Annotated in this window: 10 protein-coding genes; 1 reads left to right on the top strand and 9 read right to left on the bottom strand. The window is 49.8% G+C overall.

Annotation, left to right across the window (positions count from 1 at the left end; translation table 11 throughout):
- Nucleotides 1-193: 193 nt before the first annotated feature.
- A complete protein-coding gene (locus NSU18_RS07980; RefSeq protein ID WP_341020623.1) occupies nt 194-331 on the top strand; it encodes a hypothetical protein in 138 nt (45 codons plus the stop codon).
- Nucleotides 332-453: 122 nt separating this feature from the next.
- On the opposite strand, the gene NSU18_RS07985 is transcribed toward NSU18_RS07980, so the two are convergent.
- Genes NSU18_RS07985 through NSU18_RS08025 form a run of 9 tightly spaced genes read right to left on the bottom strand, consistent with a single transcriptional unit; the run spans nt 454 to nt 17,693 of the window.
- Entirely contained in the window at nt 454-1,299 is an 846-nt protein-coding gene (locus tag NSU18_RS07985) for a GNAT family N-acetyltransferase (RefSeq protein ID WP_341020621.1), read from the bottom strand.
- 32 nt (nt 1,300-1,331) lie between these two features.
- The gene (locus NSU18_RS07990) at nt 1,332-2,720 is read right to left on the bottom strand and encodes an MATE family efflux transporter (protein WP_341020619.1); all 1,389 of its coding nucleotides are present in this window, start codon (nt 2,718-2,720) and stop codon (nt 1,332-1,334) included.
- 38 nt (nt 2,721-2,758) lie between these two features.
- Entirely contained in the window at nt 2,759-3,523 is a 765-nt protein-coding gene (locus NSU18_RS07995) for an acyl-CoA dehydratase activase (RefSeq protein WP_341020618.1), read from the bottom strand.
- Nucleotides 3,524-3,548: 25 nt separating this feature from the next.
- Nucleotides 3,549-4,784: a 2-hydroxyacyl-CoA dehydratase subunit D gene (locus NSU18_RS08000; RefSeq protein ID WP_341020617.1), complete on the bottom strand. Its 1,236-nt coding sequence runs from the start codon at nt 4,782-4,784 to the stop codon at nt 3,549-3,551.
- A gap of 11 nt (nt 4,785-4,795) precedes the next feature.
- Nucleotides 4,796-5,908, bottom strand: a complete 1,113-nt coding sequence (locus NSU18_RS08005; RefSeq protein ID WP_341148729.1) for a 2-hydroxyacyl-CoA dehydratase subunit D — start codon at nt 5,906-5,908, stop codon at nt 4,796-4,798.
- Nucleotides 5,905-6,810 carry a thioesterase domain-containing protein gene (locus NSU18_RS08010; RefSeq protein WP_341148730.1) on the bottom strand — a complete coding sequence of 302 codons (906 nt, stop codon included), beginning with the start codon at nt 6,808-6,810 and terminating at the stop codon, nt 5,905-5,907. The genes NSU18_RS08005 and NSU18_RS08010 overlap by 4 nt, the downstream gene beginning before the upstream one ends.
- A gap of 40 nt (nt 6,811-6,850) precedes the next feature.
- Nucleotides 6,851-13,270, bottom strand: a complete 6,420-nt coding sequence (locus NSU18_RS08015) for an amino acid adenylation domain-containing protein (RefSeq protein WP_341148731.1) — start codon at nt 13,268-13,270, stop codon at nt 6,851-6,853.
- A 39-nt stretch (nt 13,271-13,309) separates the two neighbouring features.
- Nucleotides 13,310-16,516: a non-ribosomal peptide synthetase gene (locus tag NSU18_RS08020; RefSeq protein ID WP_341148732.1), complete on the bottom strand. Its 3,207-nt coding sequence runs from the start codon at nt 16,514-16,516 to the stop codon at nt 13,310-13,312.
- 25 nt (nt 16,517-16,541) lie between these two features.
- Complete coding sequence (locus tag NSU18_RS08025) at nt 16,542-17,693, bottom strand: acyl-CoA dehydrogenase family protein (RefSeq protein ID WP_341020612.1); 1,152 nt, start codon at nt 17,691-17,693, stop codon at nt 16,542-16,544.
- Between the last annotated feature and the right edge of the window lie 3 nt (nt 17,694-17,696).

The raw sequence follows: 17,696 nt of genomic DNA on the forward strand, positions 1-17,696 counted from the left end.
GTGCCTCCTTATCCAAGCAGTTAGATATTTTGAATTATTATATCTTTAATTTTAAGTAAAACAGTTCCGGTCACCTTATTGCCTTCAAACGTTCATGAAAGGATCAACTCTTTCTTACATCTTGGTGAATACGGCCAAAACTACTCTTTTGGGCTATTGTTTGGTTAGGAGTAACGTGGTAAAGAACTGTTACATGATGGGCCACCGCTATGGTCCTGATCATAGCCATGCCAGAAAGGCGGCCGCAGCCTATGGCATGGAGCTCGAGACTGAGCTGGCCCTGCATTCCGAACAAAAACAGCTGAAGCAACGGCTGCAGACGGAAGGCTAAAGAGTATAGCAAATAAGGGTGACCGAATCGCCGGGCGTTACTCCGGCTCTTGGTCACCCTTATTTTTACTGAGTTTATTATTGAATGCCCGCCACCCAGAGATTCCTCTCTTCTCTTAGTGATTATACCGGCAGCCGATAATAAGGCAACGTTACCGACGGCCGAAAGCCCAGCTTCTGCGCTAAATAATAGGACCCCTCGTTCTCCAGACGGCAAGCCCATACGGGCTCCAGATCATGGTCTAGACAATACTCGATTAGAGCGGAGCATACGGAGACCGCATAACCATTTCCCCTGTAAGCCTCCGCCGTCTCAATTCCAATCTCCAGCTGATTCCCGGTCCGGCAAGAGGAGAATGCGCTTGAAGCAGTTTCTCCATCGCGAAGCAGGGCATAACCCACGCCTTCCGTGGCAAAATGCTCTTCATCCCGCCAGAAGTGCCGGGGAATTACAGCTCCGGTCTGGGTCAAAAACTGCTTTGGGGTTATGCGGATTACAGGCTCACTGTGCCTGGGAAATTTCTGCTTTGCCTGCTGATAGGCATCGTGATCAAAGGTGAAGTTGACTCTGGTATTTCTCATAATTCTTTTCTCCTCAAAGCCACCGGACGGCAAATCACACTTCTTGAGCTCACTGTTATGGAAGGATAGCATACCATCCACTATCCCGCTCCATTCTCCCCCCGGATCAGCCTGCAGCCATTCCACTTGTTCCCTGGTTGCCGACTGATTGGTTATATAATCGTAAAGCTTGTTAGTAAAGGACTCAATTCCAGCATCACCGAACAGCAAAGACATCCCATAGGAATGGACTACATAAAAGGTACAGGGGTTCTCAATACAATCTACATATACATGTCCTGTAATTTGCTGCTCAAGCACCGCTTCAGCGAACATGGTGTTAATCTGTATCTGGCGGACCAGGTCGAGCGCTTTGTGATAATCCTTGGGAGCCAGCTCAATCATCATTATCTTCCCCTTTCTTCATTGCTTGACCAGCATCAGGCTCTCACTGACTGATTGTTCAACACCTCGATATTACGCCACTTGCCTCCTACGTACCGCCAGGTCACAATAAGCAGCATAACTATCGTATATGTTAACAGCTCGATCCATACCCAGAATAACGAATAATCAGCTATGATGTAAGTGTAATAAGGAAGCAGCAAATAAAACAGAATAGGCAGAATCAAATATAACTTCATCATGAACAAGGTGTCTCCCGTTGCCCTCAGGATGCTTCCAATAACAATTTGAACAGAATCAAATATAATCCATACGGATGTCAATCTTATAAGCGGGACGGTAATATCCCTGACCAGATCATACCCTTGGCTCTGCTTGGCGTGGAAAATGGACACAAGGAACTCCGGAAACAGATTGAACGATATTATGATCAGCACATTGAACCCAAGTGCAAACCACAAACCCTTTTTCAGGATGACCGAAATATTTTCAATCCTTCCCCCGCCCCTCTCCTGAGCGGTCAGAATGCTTAAGGCGTTACCGAGTCCCCAGATCGGAAAGATGGATAAGCCTTCAATCGTAAACACAATATTTGCCGCAGTTAAATCACTTTCTCCCGTTTTTCCGATAATCAGCAATAGCAGACTGAAATAGGCAGTACCTACAAAGGACTGGACACCGGAAGGCAATCCGAACTTCCATATTTTCACGAACAACTCGCGATCAAATTTGATATGCTTAAAGATCTGAAAGCCTGATTTATAGGAATTGGAACAGAGCATGAGGATATTAATCGCCAAATTAATGAAACAGCTGATCAGGGTAGCGAGACCCGCCCCCTTGATTCCACCCAGTTCCGGGAAGCCCCAATGGCCGAAAATCAACAGCCAATCCAGAGCTATGTTGCAGAGGTTGGAAATCAGCGCAACATACAGAATTTTCTTGGTATCACCCACACCCCGGAACAGGCTGGAAAAAGCGGCAATCATAATCTGCACACAGTTGGAGAAGATCATCAGGTAAAAAAATTGCTTCTCATAGGCTAGAAGTTCTCCTCTATGTCCCATGAGTGAAAAGACTGATGCAAAAATGGGTGCTGTAAGGAGTAAAATGAGTGAAGAAAACAGGCTTATGTACACTCCTTGCCACAAAGATTTGCTGCAGCTATTCTTGTCGCCCGCCCCGTAAAAGTGGGCTATTAATGTAGAAGAAAACCCTACAACACCCAAAAAAATACTCCCTAATGATGTCGCAACATTACTGGACGGCATAACCGCCGCAAATTGCGTAATATCGTATTGCGCCACGAATGCACGATCAATAAATACCATAATATTGATGGAAAACATCGACAAAATAATAGGATAGGTGATGTTTATAATTTTTTTATAAGAGATTTTATCAAGTGCAGCCGTGTGATTCAAGTTGAATCCCCCCCTTTGTTCATTCATATTTTATATCCTTATTGTCCGAGAAACGCTGCACCTATCGCACCAGTGACTTGAGGATAATCGGTAACATGAATATCCATGTTCAGCTTTTCTTTCAGCGAATTGATAATCCCTATATTTTTAGCTACACCTCCACTCATTCCAAGCGGTTCCCGGATTCCTACCGACTTAAGCAAAGCAATGGATCTCGTCGCAATGGAATCGTGAACGCCTTTGACAATATCGGGAGCAGGTGTGCCTACAGCCACCAAGGAGACAACCTCCGTTTCGGCAAAAACAGAGCACATGCTGCTAATCCGTGCTGCGGAGGTGGAATTGAGTGAAATTTCTCCCATGTCTTCAAGCTGGACATTCAGCGCCCGCGCGATAATATCCAGGAACCTTCCGCAGCCAGCCGCACACTTGTCGTTCATTAGAAAGTTCAGCACATTCCCGTTATCATCAAGCTGTATCGCTTTGCTATCCTGCCCTCCGATATCAAGAATAGTACGGATTTCCGGATTTAGGAAATACATTCCTTTTGCATGGCAAGTAATTTCAGAATAATTCTTATTGGAGAATGGTACATTTTCCCTGCCATAGCCGGTAGTCACTACAAGGTCAATGTCATCGGGTGTCAGTCCGGCTTTCTCAATGACATTTTGGTAGGTCATTTCAGCAGATTGTCTGTTGTTGCCTCCGGTATAAATGACATCATAAGCAAGGATTTCTTTTTTATCCTTAAGAATCGCCGATTTGGTGGAAAGCGAGCCAATATCTATTCCTAATGTAATCATTATGATAGTCTCCTTTTTCTGAAGGTTAGATAATTTCCAGAAACGCATCAATACGGTTTTTTACTTGAGAGAACGAATAATTATTTTTGTCCCGGATGTCCACGTCAACCGAAAGATATTTAATCTGCTTAGTGACAGACATTTCCCTGACCGCTTGGCTAAGACCCATCATATTTCTGCAGCCCCAGGTATTGACCAGGATAATGCAATCAATATGATTTTGCTCGCAGACAACGGCGGTCTGTTCCCTCATTCTTTCAGAATTCCACAAATATGCGATAGACCGCTCAGCCATACTATCCAGAGGTCGCTCAGGATCAAGCTTCATCAAATTACCTTCCCAATAGGTAGTCCAATAGATAATTTCAATTTCCCTCTCCAAATATTGAACCAGCTCGTGCGATTGATCGGGGGCCAGTCCAACCCATAGCATCCTTTTTTTTCTAGGTGCTACTTCTTGTGTTTCCAGCTTTTCAAGAGTCTCTGAGTGCAGGGATTGGCAAATCTTCACCATTTCTTTCATGCCCCAACAATTAACAGCCATTATTTCATACAGCTCTCGCTGCAGTCCCGGGATATGCACCTGCTTGGCAATATCAATCGTCTGAAGGAAGTAATCCTTCGCCTCATTGGAAAGCTTGATAACCTCTTGAAAAGATTTTTCGTCATAGGACATTCCTGTTACTTGTTCAACTTCCCTGAGGACTTCCTGAAATTGTCCGGTCAGATAGGCAACTGATTCCTCCGTCTGCAGCATCGGCACATTAAAGGTACTGTAGGTACTGTCATAGATTTTACTGAATTGAAAGCCCAGTTTGGCGAGCCCGTCACATAAGTGATTGTTGATGATGATGATATCCGGTCTTGGCAGACAATTGGCCAATGCCGCTCCATAGGCAGCTCTAACACTGGAGCATAAATCTCTCGGAAGATGATTCTCCTCCGTAAGCCTCAGACACATATCTATCGCATCGGATTGGGAGAAAAGCGTGGATATGCTCTCAAAGTTTAGTGAAATGAAACCGAATAAGAATAACAGCTCGTTGGGAAAAACCTCTCCGACATACGCGACCTTGGTTTGCTCTTTAAAGCACTGCATAATGTAATAGGCATTGAACAGCGAACGGATACGGGCTGTCTTAGGATAGCTCGGCTGCGAGTAGTTTTGCACATTGTAGCTGACCAGATTCTCTGCCATATTCTTAGCCTGCAGGCTCCGGTCATCACCATCGATCAGCTTAAAATCATTAGTCAGTGTCATTATGGCCTCCTCTAAGATATTCTCGTTTCAAAAAAAGTCTGAATCCTAGTTTTGATACTCTGGATATTGGTCATATGCCGTTCCGACTCGATGAATAATACCGGGATTCCGAGCTGGGCAAGCGCGTGGCGGATATATGGATAATCAATCAGATTGGTATCGCAAAATTTAAGCGAAAGGTACAACACCGCATCCACATTATGCTCCCGGATTAAATGCTGGATATGGGCAAGTCTCCGGTCTGCATCGATCATCCGTGCACTTGTCGCTTTATCCAGGTAATAACTCGCAATAGCTTCCAGTGGTTCTGCATTCTCATCAATTTCACCTTCAAAATATTTGTATCCCGTGCTCATGTCCTCATAGACGACACGGGCACCTGTACGTTCGATAACCTCCAGAATATTCGCATTGTCGAAATAGCTTCCAGTGAGCAGTACATTGCAGCCTTCTGTATGAGCAGGTATCTCTACCCCTTCGTAGATCTGGAGAATGGCTTCCAGCTTCTCGTTGAATTCCTCATTGAATCCCGAGCTGCCGGCCTTGACCAGTTCCAGCATGTCGACAGAATTCATCGGGAGTATGCCCTGATTGCGCATTCTGCACGTCTTTTGCAGCAGTCTTCTAGATTTGTTACACAGCCTGATTGCGTTCCGGAGTTCCGTTTGGCCAATCGTGCAGGAATATCTCTCCTCCAGCTCCTTAATCAGCCGTTCGATTTGCCAGCGGTAGTAACTCTTCGACGATTCCTTGACATCCTTCGGAAGCTCCAATAGATAATGAAAAGAATCACCAACGCTCTTCTGCCACACTTCGTACAGCCGCTTACGCATGTCGCATGTATCTACAAAAATATGACCGTCTGAAAACGAATAGACCTGCTCCAAGCCTTCACTCAGGCAGCTTAGGATATAGGAGCAAAAATTGTTAGACAACAACGAGGTTGCATCCGAATTAACGGTACGTGTATCACCTGTTATGCGAAAAGGGACAACGCCTGCAGCGTAAAGCACTTCCTCTGGTGTATAGATCGAACTATAACCCAGTTTCGGTTGGTTAATAAGTGGCAGACGCTCAAGCCGGTCCTGATGCAGTGCAAATACGCTATCGAACAAATGTGTCATGCGGGACACTCCTTTTCGAGAATTGCATTGAGTTGGGATGCTATAGCCTCTTTGGGTTCTGGATCAAAGATAGAATAATGAGTTGCGTTCACTTCATGGATAGTGAAATATGAACAGTACCGCGACCACTCATTCAGGTCAGGTATGGGATCAATCATGGCCTGAAACATATGAACCGGATAGGTTCCTACGGTATGAGGCGAGTATTCTGTTCGTGCATGGTGGAGAATACGATTGATATTGAGCAGATACAGCCGGTCAATATAAGTAAGATTGCCTAGCTTCACCAAGGGAAACGGCCATTCACCGTCTAACCCTGCAAAAAAAGCTTCCCAGTCAATGGCTTCAGCCGGAGCATCAATAAGCTGAGAGCAAAAAGACTCCATGCTCATACTCTCGTACGCATTCAGCTCCCTCTGCACACTGCCGCTCTTGATGAACCGCTTGAAGAACTCATATTCGGAGGCCACTGTAAATGCCGCGACACTCCCTTTCGGATAGTAACCGGGTTGGGGAGTATCAAACATGCAGCAGAGCTTCACCTGCGCATTCCTCGCCTCCAGCTGATTAGACATCTCAATGGCGATACTTCCTCCTATCGACCAGCCTGCGAGATAAAACGGGCCCTCTGTCAGATTAAGCAGGTACTCCACATACCGGCTGGCCAATTCCTCTATCCGAATGTTGCGGGGTATTCCGTCTACAGCTGCATCCAGTATGACCGCATAGATGTCAAACCGGGGATCCAGTGAAGCACATAACGGAAGATATCCCTCGATCCTGCCGGTACCATCATGAATGAGAAATAGCTTTTTACCGGGATCAGACCCTTTTCGCAGCAGCACCAGACTACGTCTGTACTGAAACTTTTGATGTGATTTGCTCAGCAGTGTCAGACTCACCGGACCTCCTCCTCTACATTGAAAGGTTGTTACGCGTTACCTACAGCAATATGCTTGTACCCGTTGTCCTTGCCGAAAGGCTGATTTTATCGAAAATGGCTTCAGCTGTGGGAGCCTCCATCAGTTCCATAATAGATATAACAGTTTGAAATTCGTCTTCCAGCAGCATGGCCAGTTGAACGAGGACAATCGAATTGGCTCCACGGTCAAACAGGTTATCGTTCATCCCCAGTCCACCCGTTTGGAGCAGTTCTTCGAGAAGCTGTATAAGCCGTATTTCCTGCATTGTACGCGGCGCGCTGAACGAGGTGTTTTTTTCGGCTCCGCTGTCCGGCAGCCTCTTTATATCCGCCTTCCCACTTGCATTAAGCGGAATTTCCTTGAGCTGTACAAAAGCTTCCGGGATCATATAAGATGGCAGCCAACGTTTTAAATAGCCCGCCCAATTATCCTCTTGTTCCTCATCCCTCAGGACTAGGTATGCGAGTAGGCGCTTGAGGTCGGATGAGCTTTCCTTTATAGTCACAACGGCGGCTCTGATGTTTGGATGTCCAAGCAGGGTCTGTTCGATCTCTCCCGGCTCAATACGGTAACCTCTTACCTTCACCTGCTGATCCAGCCGTCCCAGATACTCAATATTCCCGTCGTCCGACCACCGGGCCATATCACCCGTTCTGTACATCATTTCCGCTGGATGATACGGATTGCTCACGAATTTCTCCTTCGTCATCTCCTCTTGGTTAAGATAGCCCCTTGCCAGCCCTACTCCCGAAAAGCACAGTTCTCCAGCTACGCCTGGAGGCTGCAGCCGCATATACTTGTCAACTATATAGGCCTTCATATTAGAAATAGGTCTTCCTATCGGGATATTCCCCTTCTTGTCCAATGCCTCTGTAGGATAGGCGGTGGCATAGATCGTAATCTCGGTCGGCCCGTAGATATTCTCCAGCCGCACACCGCTGACCCGCTCGTAAAAACTCTGCACCACATGGGGCTTCAACGCTTCCCCGGCGGCAAAGACATATTCGACTCCATCCCAATCCATGTCTGTTCTGCGGTCTACAGCTTGCAGGAAGACATCCAGCATGGACGGCGAGAAGTTCATATGAGTTACCTTGTGCTGCCTTACCGCTTCCATAATCCCCCTCGGCTCCCGCTCCAGACCAGGTTCCAGAATGGCCAGTCTCCCTCCCTGAAAGAACCAGCCGAACAGTTCAGTCGCTGACACATCGAAGGTAAAAGCCGTCTTGAACAGATACGTTCCTTCTGCAGTGAGCGGATAAGCATCCTGGAGATACAACAGCGTATTGACTAATGAACGGTGCTCGATCATTACGCCCTTTGGCTTGCCAGTTGAACCGGACGTATAGATGATGTAGGCGAGGTCATCCGGCCGGTTCACGCATAACTCTTCCTGTTCTTCTGCTGCTGCGTTATCCTTGGGCAGACTGTTAATTAGATGGAAGGTTACATCTGCATCTACTAGAGACGAATCCTCCGGCCGATGAATCAGGACGTGCCGGGTACCGCTGTCCTCCAGCATATAACGAAGCCGTTCACCGGGAGTGCCGGGATCTATGGGGAGATAGGCTGCTCCTGCCTTCAGAATGGCATAAATTCCGATGACCATTTCCAGGCTCCGCTCGGCAATAATAGCCACGATACTTCCGGACTGGATGCCGCTATCACGCAATCGCCAGGCCAGTCGCTTAACCTGCTTGTCCAGTTCGCAGTAGGTCAGTGATTCGTTCTGGAACAGGAGTGCCGTATGGTCCGGCGTCCGCTTCACTTGTTCTGCGAACAGCTCATGAATGCACTTGTCCGCAGGGTACGGTACTGAAGTGTCGTTGAACACCTTAAGGATTTCTTCCTGCTCCTGTATAGTGGCTAGTTCCACGGCAGACAAGCGCTGGTCCGGGTTCTCCGTCACCTGTTCCAGGATATGAACGTAATGCTCGGCCATACGGGCGACCGTTGCTTGCTTGAACAGCTTCACGGCATATTCCCACTCGAACCGCAGCCCCTCTTCCCCTTCCTCCGCCGTCAGCGTCAGATCGAATTTGGATACCGGATACTCATACTCCGCCTCCCGGAATGTCACTCCATTCAACACGAGCGGGCTCTGCTCCATATTCTGCAGAGCGAACATCGTGTCAAACAGCGGGTTGCGGCTCATATCCCGGGTCATCTGCACCTTCTCCACCAGATCTTCAAACGGAACTTCCTGGTGCTCGTAAGCGCCCAGTGCTCCCGCCTTCACTTCCTCCAGATACTCCCTGAAGCTCAGACTGCCCCGCGGATACCCCCTCATCACCAGCGTATTCACGAACATCCCCACCATGTTCTGCACATCGGCATGCTGCCGTCCTGCTATGGGCGTTCCTACCAGAATATCCTCCTGCCCGCTGTATTTGGATAACAGCACCTGATACCCGGCAAGCAGGATCATGTATAATGTCGCTCCGTTGTCAGCTGCGGTTCTTTGGAGCCGTTCATACAGCTGCTGATCCGCCTTACAGCTCAGGCGATCTCCCGCAAAGGATTGAACCGGCGGTCTCGGATAATCCGCAGCCACATTCAAGACCGGTATGTCACCCCGAAGCTGCTCCAGCCAGTACGCTTCCTGTTCCCGTAACGCCTCCGACCCGAGTCGTTCCTGCTGCCATGCGGCATAATCCTTATAGTCCAGTCTGGTCTCCGGCAATCTGGAAAGTTCCTGCAATCTGGAAGCATCCTGCGGGTCTATCGTTGCCGCCGCCTCATAGAACCGGCTTAACTCCCGCAGCAGTATTCCGCTGGACACCCCGTCCGTTACAATATGGTGGATATCCAGCACCAGAAACACACTGCTGTCCTTGCCTTCAATCACAGCAGCGCGCATAAGCGGCGCTTGATTTAGAATGAAGGGGCGGATCAACGCTTGAACCTGGCACCCGGCTTCGGCTTCATCCGCTGCTTCCCGGTATTCTATCCGCAGCCGCACATCCTCCGCTATCCGCTGCACCAGCTCTCCGTTCACCATGTGAAAGGAGGTCCGCAGTGCCTCGTGCTTCTGTATTAGCAGGTTCAACGCCGTTTCCAGCCGGCAAGCATCCACGGTCCCTTCTGCACGCAGCACCAGTGGAACGTTATATCCGATGCCTTCCTGCATCATCTGGTGCAGCACATACATCCTCTTCTGGCTGGCTGATGCCGGGTACCCCTCCGCCCGGGGTACAGCGTAAGGAATCGCAGTTCCATCCCCTTTGCTATCCGAACGGCCATGCTCCATCAGGAATTCAATACGTGCGGCCAGCCGGCTTACTGTCGGCGCCTGGAATATCTCCCGCAGGGGCAGCTCGACCTGAAAGCTCCGGTTAATCCGCGATATCAGCAACATCGCCTTCAGCGAATGCCCTCCGCTGGCGAAGAAGTGATCGTCCGCTCCGACCTGCTCCCGGTTCAGCACCTCGCGCCAGATTTCCGCCAGCTGCTTCTCCGCCGCACTGCCGGGTTCTCTGAACAACACGGCCGGCTCCTCAAGGCTTGCCGGAGCCGGCAACTGCTTCCGGTCGATCTTCCCGTTCCGCGTTAACGGCAGCTTCGCCAGTGGAACGATGACGGACGGAATCATGTAACCGGGCAGGTGTTCGTTCAGGAAATCCCGGATTTCGGGGACAGCGGACGGCCCGGCGCATACCACATAAGCGCACAGATATTTGCTTCCCTCAGGGTCTTCTCCGGCCACGACTGCAGCTTCCGTGACGGCGCTGCATAGCAGCAGGCTCGTCTCGATTTCACCCGGCTCAACCCGGTACCCCCTAATTTTCACCTGGTTGTCCAGCCGCCCCAGAAAAGCAATATTCCCGTCCGGCAACCACTTTGCCCGGTCCCCTGTCTTGTATATCCGCTGTCCCGGATGGAAGGGGTCCGGCACGAACCGTTCTGCGGTCAGCTCCGGCCGGTTCAGGTAACCTCTGGCCAGCCCGTCTCCGCCCACATACAGTTCTCCGGGAACCCCCACCGGCTGCATCTGTCCCCGCGCATCCAGAATATAAGCCGTTGAATTGGGAACGGGCTTCCCGATGGGAATCCCGGTGTCATGCTCACCTTGAATGAGATAACAGGTGGAGAAGGTGGTATTCTCCGTAGGTCCGTACAGGTTCACTATGCGTAGTCCCGGGCAGGCCTCACGGACCTGCCGGACCTGGCGAACCGGCAGCTGATCCCCGCCCACGAGCAGAGACCGCAGCGGCGCGAACAGCCCCGGGTCCTCTTCGGCCAGCTGCTGGAACAGCGCCGCTGTCAGCCACAGAAGAGAGATCCCCTTCTCCCGGATGAACATGCCAAGGCGTCCGGCCTGCAGCAGCGTATCATCTCCGGCTAGATACAAGGGGAGGCCGTTCAGCAGGGAGCCCCATATTTCAAAGGTAACGGCGTCAAATGATGGGGAACCGGTCAGCAGCAGACGGTCCTCCGGCTCAATCGCCAGGAAGCCGCCGTCATGAACCAGACGTACCACATTCCGGTGCTCAACCATCACTCCCTTAGGTGTGCCGGTCGACCCGGAGGTATACATGACGTAGGCTAACCGCCCCGCGCGCTGTTCTTCGTCCTGCTCCATCGGGATGGGGAACTCCGGTATCATGCCGCCGGGTCCGCTTTCCGCTTCCTGCTGATCCAGCACCAGCGTCTTTAGGCTCCAGGCTGCAGGAGGATTCAGCCCGGACTGAACCAGCAAAATAGATGTGCCACTGTCCTCCAGCATGAAGCGGTTCCGCTCCTCCGGATAGGCCGGATCAATCGGCAGATAGGCGGCTCCTGCCTTCAGAATACCCAACAGCCCGATGACCAGTTCAGGTGACCGCTCAGCGAGAATGCCTACAATGCTTCCGGGTTCCACCCCTACCTGGTGAAGCTGACCCGCCAACCGTTCAGTCTGACGGTTCACTTCGCTATATGTCCACTGCCGGTCCCCGTAACACAGTGCCGTATGGTCCGGCGTCCGCTTCACTTGTTCTGCGAACAGCTCATGAATGCACTTGTCCGCTGGGTACGGTACTGAAGTGTCGTTGAACACCTTAAGGATTTCTTCCTGCTCCTGCGGGCCGGTTAATACTAACTCCTCCATTTTTGCCTCCGGGCTTAAGACAATCTGGCGCAATAGATTCAGATACATCCCAAGAAGCTGTTTAACCGTCTCTTCGCGGAATAGGTCGGTATTGTATTCTGCCCAGAGGAATGTCCGGGGTCCTTCCTGCCGAACATCGAACAAGAGGTCCGTCTGGGTAGCACAGGCGTCCGATTCCAGCTTGGTCTCTTCCAGACCCAGGAACCCCTGCTCTTCTGTTCCTTCCGACACCATGTTGAACATGGTGCGGAATAGCGGAATCCGGTTATTATCCCGGTCAGGATTCAAGACACGGATTAGCCTTTCGAACGGATAATCTTGCATGTAATAAGCATTATCCACCTTATCGTGAACGCTTTTGAGCAAGTCCGTATACTTCAGCCCGTCACTGATCTCCATGCGAACCGCTACCGTATTGACAAAAAAACCTACCGGGTGATTGAATTCCGGACCGTAATGCCTGCCATTAAACACCGTACCTACCACAATGTCCTCTTGACCGGCAAGCTTATACAGCAGCGTATAAAAAACGGCCATCAAACCGGAGAACAGAATCACCCGATTATTCATGCAAAGTATTCGGAGCAACTTGACCAATTCCCCAGGCAACTCAAGGCTCGTAAGTGCACCACTAAAGCTAAGTTGCACAGGCGGGGGAAAATCGGCAGGTAAATCCAGTACCGGCAGTTCACCCTGGAACTCCTTAAGCCAATAGCGCTCTTGTTCTTTCGTGAATTCCTCGGAAAAATTCTCCCGCTGCCACCATGCATAAGTGCCGTACTCCAGCTTAAGTGCAGGCAAGTCGGCAGGAATCCCGTCAATTAGAGCATTGTAAATGAGCTTTAAGTCCCGCCATAGAATCTGCAAACTCGTTCCGTCTGCAATGATATGGTGAAGCTTGAGCAGCATTACATACTTCTCTTCCTCCGTCCGGATTAGCGTAGCCTGGAACAGCAGATCCTCCCCGCTCAGCCGAATTGGATGGTACCAGAGTTCTTCGAGCTGTTCCTGCAGCATGTGGCTGCGCTCACTTAACGACTTTACCGACAAATCAGAATAAGTGAATAACTCATCTGTATTCCTTGTGAAAGATTGGCAGGGAGCATTACCTTGCCAGTCCATCACGCTGCGCAATACGGGATGCCGCGAGGCCAGCCCGGCCACAGCCTTCTTCATGGCAGCCACCTGCAAATTTCCCGATAATGTTCTGGATGTAACCAGATTCCATACAGAGCTGTCCGGCAGAATCTGGGATAAGTAATACAGCCGTTCCTGCTGATAGGAAAGAGGATACGTGTCTGCACGGCCTGCAGCTAACAAAGGCGGATACTTCTTAACCAGATTTACCATCACACACTCTCCCTCTTAGGGTTATACGCCGTGTACCTTCTATACCACCGAGGCTTGAAATAAAGGTTCGATGATCTTGGCAAGGTCAGACAAAACCGGCAGATCAAAAAAATCCAGCAGTGAGACGCTGATGCCAAAGGCTTCCTCAATTTCGGTTACAAAACGAATCGTCAGCAGGGAGTTCCCGCCCAGTTCAAAGAAATTATCTGTAATCCGGATGCCCTCGATATGGAGTACCGCTTCAGTAATTTCAATCAGTTTGCTCTCCACGTAGGTTAGCGGAATATCACTTTTCAGAGGATTAGCTATGACTGCCAGACCTGGAGCCGGCAGCGCTCTTATATCTACCTTGCCGTTTGCATTCAGCGGGATTTCGTCCAACTGTACGAACGCTGTAGGAATCATATAGGATGGCAGCCATCGACTTAAGAAGCCTGCCCAGTTATCCTCGTGCCCGTCCGGCTGCATGACAAGATAAGCGACCAGCCGTTTTTGATCGTCCTCATCCTCTTTTACAACCACGATGGCCCTTTTAACCGCCGGATGCATCAGTAGCGTCTGCTCAACTTCACCAGGTTCAATGCGAAAGCCCCGTACCTTGACCTGCTGATCCATCCGTCCTAAATATTCAAGAATCCCGTTACTCCGCCAACGGGCCAAATCTCCGGTTTTATACATTCGTTCACCAGGGAAAAATGGGTCTTCCACGAATTTTTCCATAGTCAGTTCATATTGCTTCAGGTAACCGCGGCCAACTCCCCGGCCGGCTAGATACAGTTCTCCCGCAACCCCTGGAGGCAGAAGCTGCATATGCTTGTCCATAATGTAGACTCTCATGTTGGAGATAGGTTTACCAATAGGAATACTTGCAGCAGCATCCTCTGTGCGTGCTGAATAAATAACCGCATAGATGGTCGTTTCCGTCGGCCCGTACATATTCTCCAGCTGCGTGCCTTCCACCCGTTCAAAAAATCTCTTTACCACATAAGGTTTAAGCGCTTCTCCAACAGAAAAAACGTATTTGACCTGTTCCCACTCCGTACCGGCTCTGCGTTCAGTCGCTTCCAGAAAGGTTGCCAGCATGGAAGGGGAGAAATTGACATGAGTAATCTTATGTGCTCCAAATGCATCCAGAATACCTCCCGGGTCACGTTCCAGCCCTGGTTCAAGAATCGCCAGCCTGCCCCCTGCGAAGAACCAGCCGAACAGCTCCGCAATCGACACATCGAACGTATATGTGGTTTTGAAAAGATGTGTGTCTCCGGCTTCAAGCGGATAAGTTTGCTGTAAATATAACAGGGTATTCACAATAGAGCGGTGCTCCAGCATCACGCCCTTCGGTTTGCCGGTTGAACCTGAGGTATAGATGATATAGGCCAGATCCTCAGGCTGGTTAACACAGCCGATCTCAGTGCTTTCATCCGTATCCGCATATACCGATAAATCGCCAATCGGATGAATCCTTATCCCCTCGCCCACAAGCTCCGAGAATTCCGGCTTATGAAGCAGAACATGGCTTGCACCGCTGTCCTCCAGCATATACAGGGCTCTCTCCTTCGGCGTGAGGGGATCGATAGGCAGCACAGCTCCACCCGCTTTCAAAATGGCGTAAATCCCGATAACCATTTCCAGGCTTCGCTCGGCAATAATTGCTACGATGCTTTCAGCATGAACACCCGAACGGCGCAAATGCAGTGCAAGCCGGTTGACAAGCCCGTTCATCCCGCGGTAAGTAAGTTGTTGGTCTCGGAATAGGAGTGCCGTACGCTCAGGCTTTTCCTGCACCCTTTCCCCAAACAGCTCATGGATACACTTGTCCGCCGCATCTCCGGTGGAGGTGGCGTTAAACGATTGAAGGATTATTTCCTTCTCCGCGTCATTAATCAGTGTCAGATCCTTCAGCAATATCTCCGGGCTGGTCACAATCTGGCTCAACAGATGCTTGTACATATCCAGAAAATGCATAATCGTCTCTTTGCGGAAAAGATCGGTATTGTATTCTGCCCAAAGGGCTGTTTGCTCCCCATCCTGCCTTACATCAAACAACAGATCGGTCTGCGCGGATTCACCTTCCGAATCTACAGCCGATTCCTCCATACCCGCAAAGCTTAATCTATCCTTCCCGCTTACCACCATATTGAACATGGCGCGGTACAACGGATTGCGGCTGTTCAACCGGTCCGGGTTAATGGCTTGTACAAGCCGCTCAAACGGAAAATCCTGCATATAATAGGCATCGTTCACCTTACCTTGAACCCTCTTCAGCAGGTCTGCAAAAGACTGTTCTTCATCTACATTAAGGCGAATAGCTACAGTATTGACAAAGAACCCGGCCATCTGGCTTAATTGAGAGCCGTAATGCCGTCCGTTAAACACCGTTCCGACAACAACTTCCTCCTGCCGGGCCAGCTTATGAAGAAGTATATAATAGACGGATAGCAGTCCAGAGAAGAGGATCGCCTTATTATTCAAGCATAGAGCGCGCAGTGGCTTCAGTAGTTCTTCCGGCAGAATCACCCCTGTCAACGCCCCCTTAAAGCTGACCTGTGCAGGTGCCGGCAAGTCCGTGGGCAGGTCCAGAATGGGCAATTCTCCCTTGAATTCCTCCAGCCAATAACGCTCCTGTTCCCTCGTGTGTTCCTCGGAGAAAGCTTTGCGTTGCCACTTTACATAGTTACCATAATCGAGCTTCAACTCCGGTAAGTCCGTTGCCGCAGGATCAAGTAAGGCGTTATAGATATGCTTTAGATCACGCCACAGGAGTTCAAAGGTTGTCGCATCCGAAATGATATGATGCAGCTTTAACACGATGTAAAATTCTTGCCCGGCAGTCTGTACCAGATTTGCCTGGAACAGCGGATCGCTTCCGCTAAGCTGAATAGGTATCCGCCAGGCATCGGACAGCAACTGCTGTATCCCGACCTCCCGACCTTCTCCAGCAGTCAAGTCTGTATAAATAAACAACTCTGAGACATCCCTTGTGAAATATTGACAGAGTTCGCCTTGTTGCCGTTTAACTATGCATCGCAGCACACTGTGCCTTCTAGCCAGTTCTGCCACAGCCTTGCGTATCGTCGAGACTTCCAGGGTTCCGGAATATTTACGTACGGATACCCGATTCCAAACCGGGCTGTCCGGCATCAGCTGCGATAAGAAAAATAACCGTTCTTGCTGAAAGGACAGCGGTGCTGAAGCGGCTTTCTCAGTTATGGCAGGCAAAGAGTACTTTCGTTTCTCCAGAGTCATTACAATTCATTCCCTTCTCCTGAATTCAGGCACGGCTCTCTTTTCTCATAAGTTCCTCAACAATGATCATCCGCTGAATTTCTGAGGTCCCATCTCCGATTTCGGTTAGCTTAGCATCTCTATAGAACCTTTCCAAAGGCAAGTCCCTTGAGTATCCGTATCCGCCGAAGATCTGTACCGTATTTTTGGTTACCCGGTTTGCCGTTTCCGAGGCGAACAGCTTAGCCTCAGAAGCTTCTTTGGTGTATGGCTTACCCTCTTCCTTCAAGCGGACAGCCTTCTCCAGCAGCAGCATGGAAGCGTTGATTCCCATTTCCATATCAGCGAGCATGCCCTGAATAGCCTGGAACTGGAACAGATATTGGTCGAATTGCTTCCGCTGCCTGACATATTCCAGGCACTGCTTACGGGCTTCCTCGGCAATCCCGAGAGCAATGGCAGCCATCCCCAACCGGGCAGATACCAAAGTATGATGCAAGATTTTTAAGCCGAAATTCCTTTTTCCAATTAAATGAGTCTTTGGTACCCTCACATGATCAAAAGTTAACGAGCCCGTATCTGAGCCCCTCATCCCCAGCTTTCTTTCCTTCTTTACACCTGTGGAAGCACCTGGCATGTCCTTTTCCAGGATGAATAGGCTAATGCCGAGCGCTTTCTTATCGGGCGCGGTTTTGGCGGCGACAATATAATAGTCAGCCACATTGGCATTGGTGATAAAGGCTTTGCTGCCGGTAATTTCGTAATAATCGTCCTTTTCCACTGCTGTGGTCATCATGGATGCCATGTCCGAGCCGCTGCCGGGCTCCGTCAAGGCAAATGCGCCTACCTTCTCACCCAAAATCATCTGTCTGAGGAACGTCTGTTTCTGCTCCTCCGTTCCGAACGCCTGAATAGGTGTACAGCTTAATGTACTATGCGAGACAAGCGTCATCGCTGTGGAAGCGCAGATACCGGCTATCCTGCGGATCACTGTAAGATAAACGCTGTAATCAAGCCCCAATCCTTCATAGTTCTGCGGAAAAGGAATGCCTGTAAGTCCGATTCGACCCATCTCCTTCAAATTCTCCAGAGGGAAACGTTCACTTTCATCAATCTCCTGGGCAATCGGCGCAACAAATTCTGTTATAAAAGCATCTGTGGATTCAAGAACAATCTGACGTAACTGTGAATCGTCCATATC

The organism is Paenibacillus sp. FSL H8-0048, assembly GCF_038002825.1.
Classification (GTDB): Bacteria; Bacillota; Bacilli; order Paenibacillales; family Paenibacillaceae; genus Paenibacillus_AQ.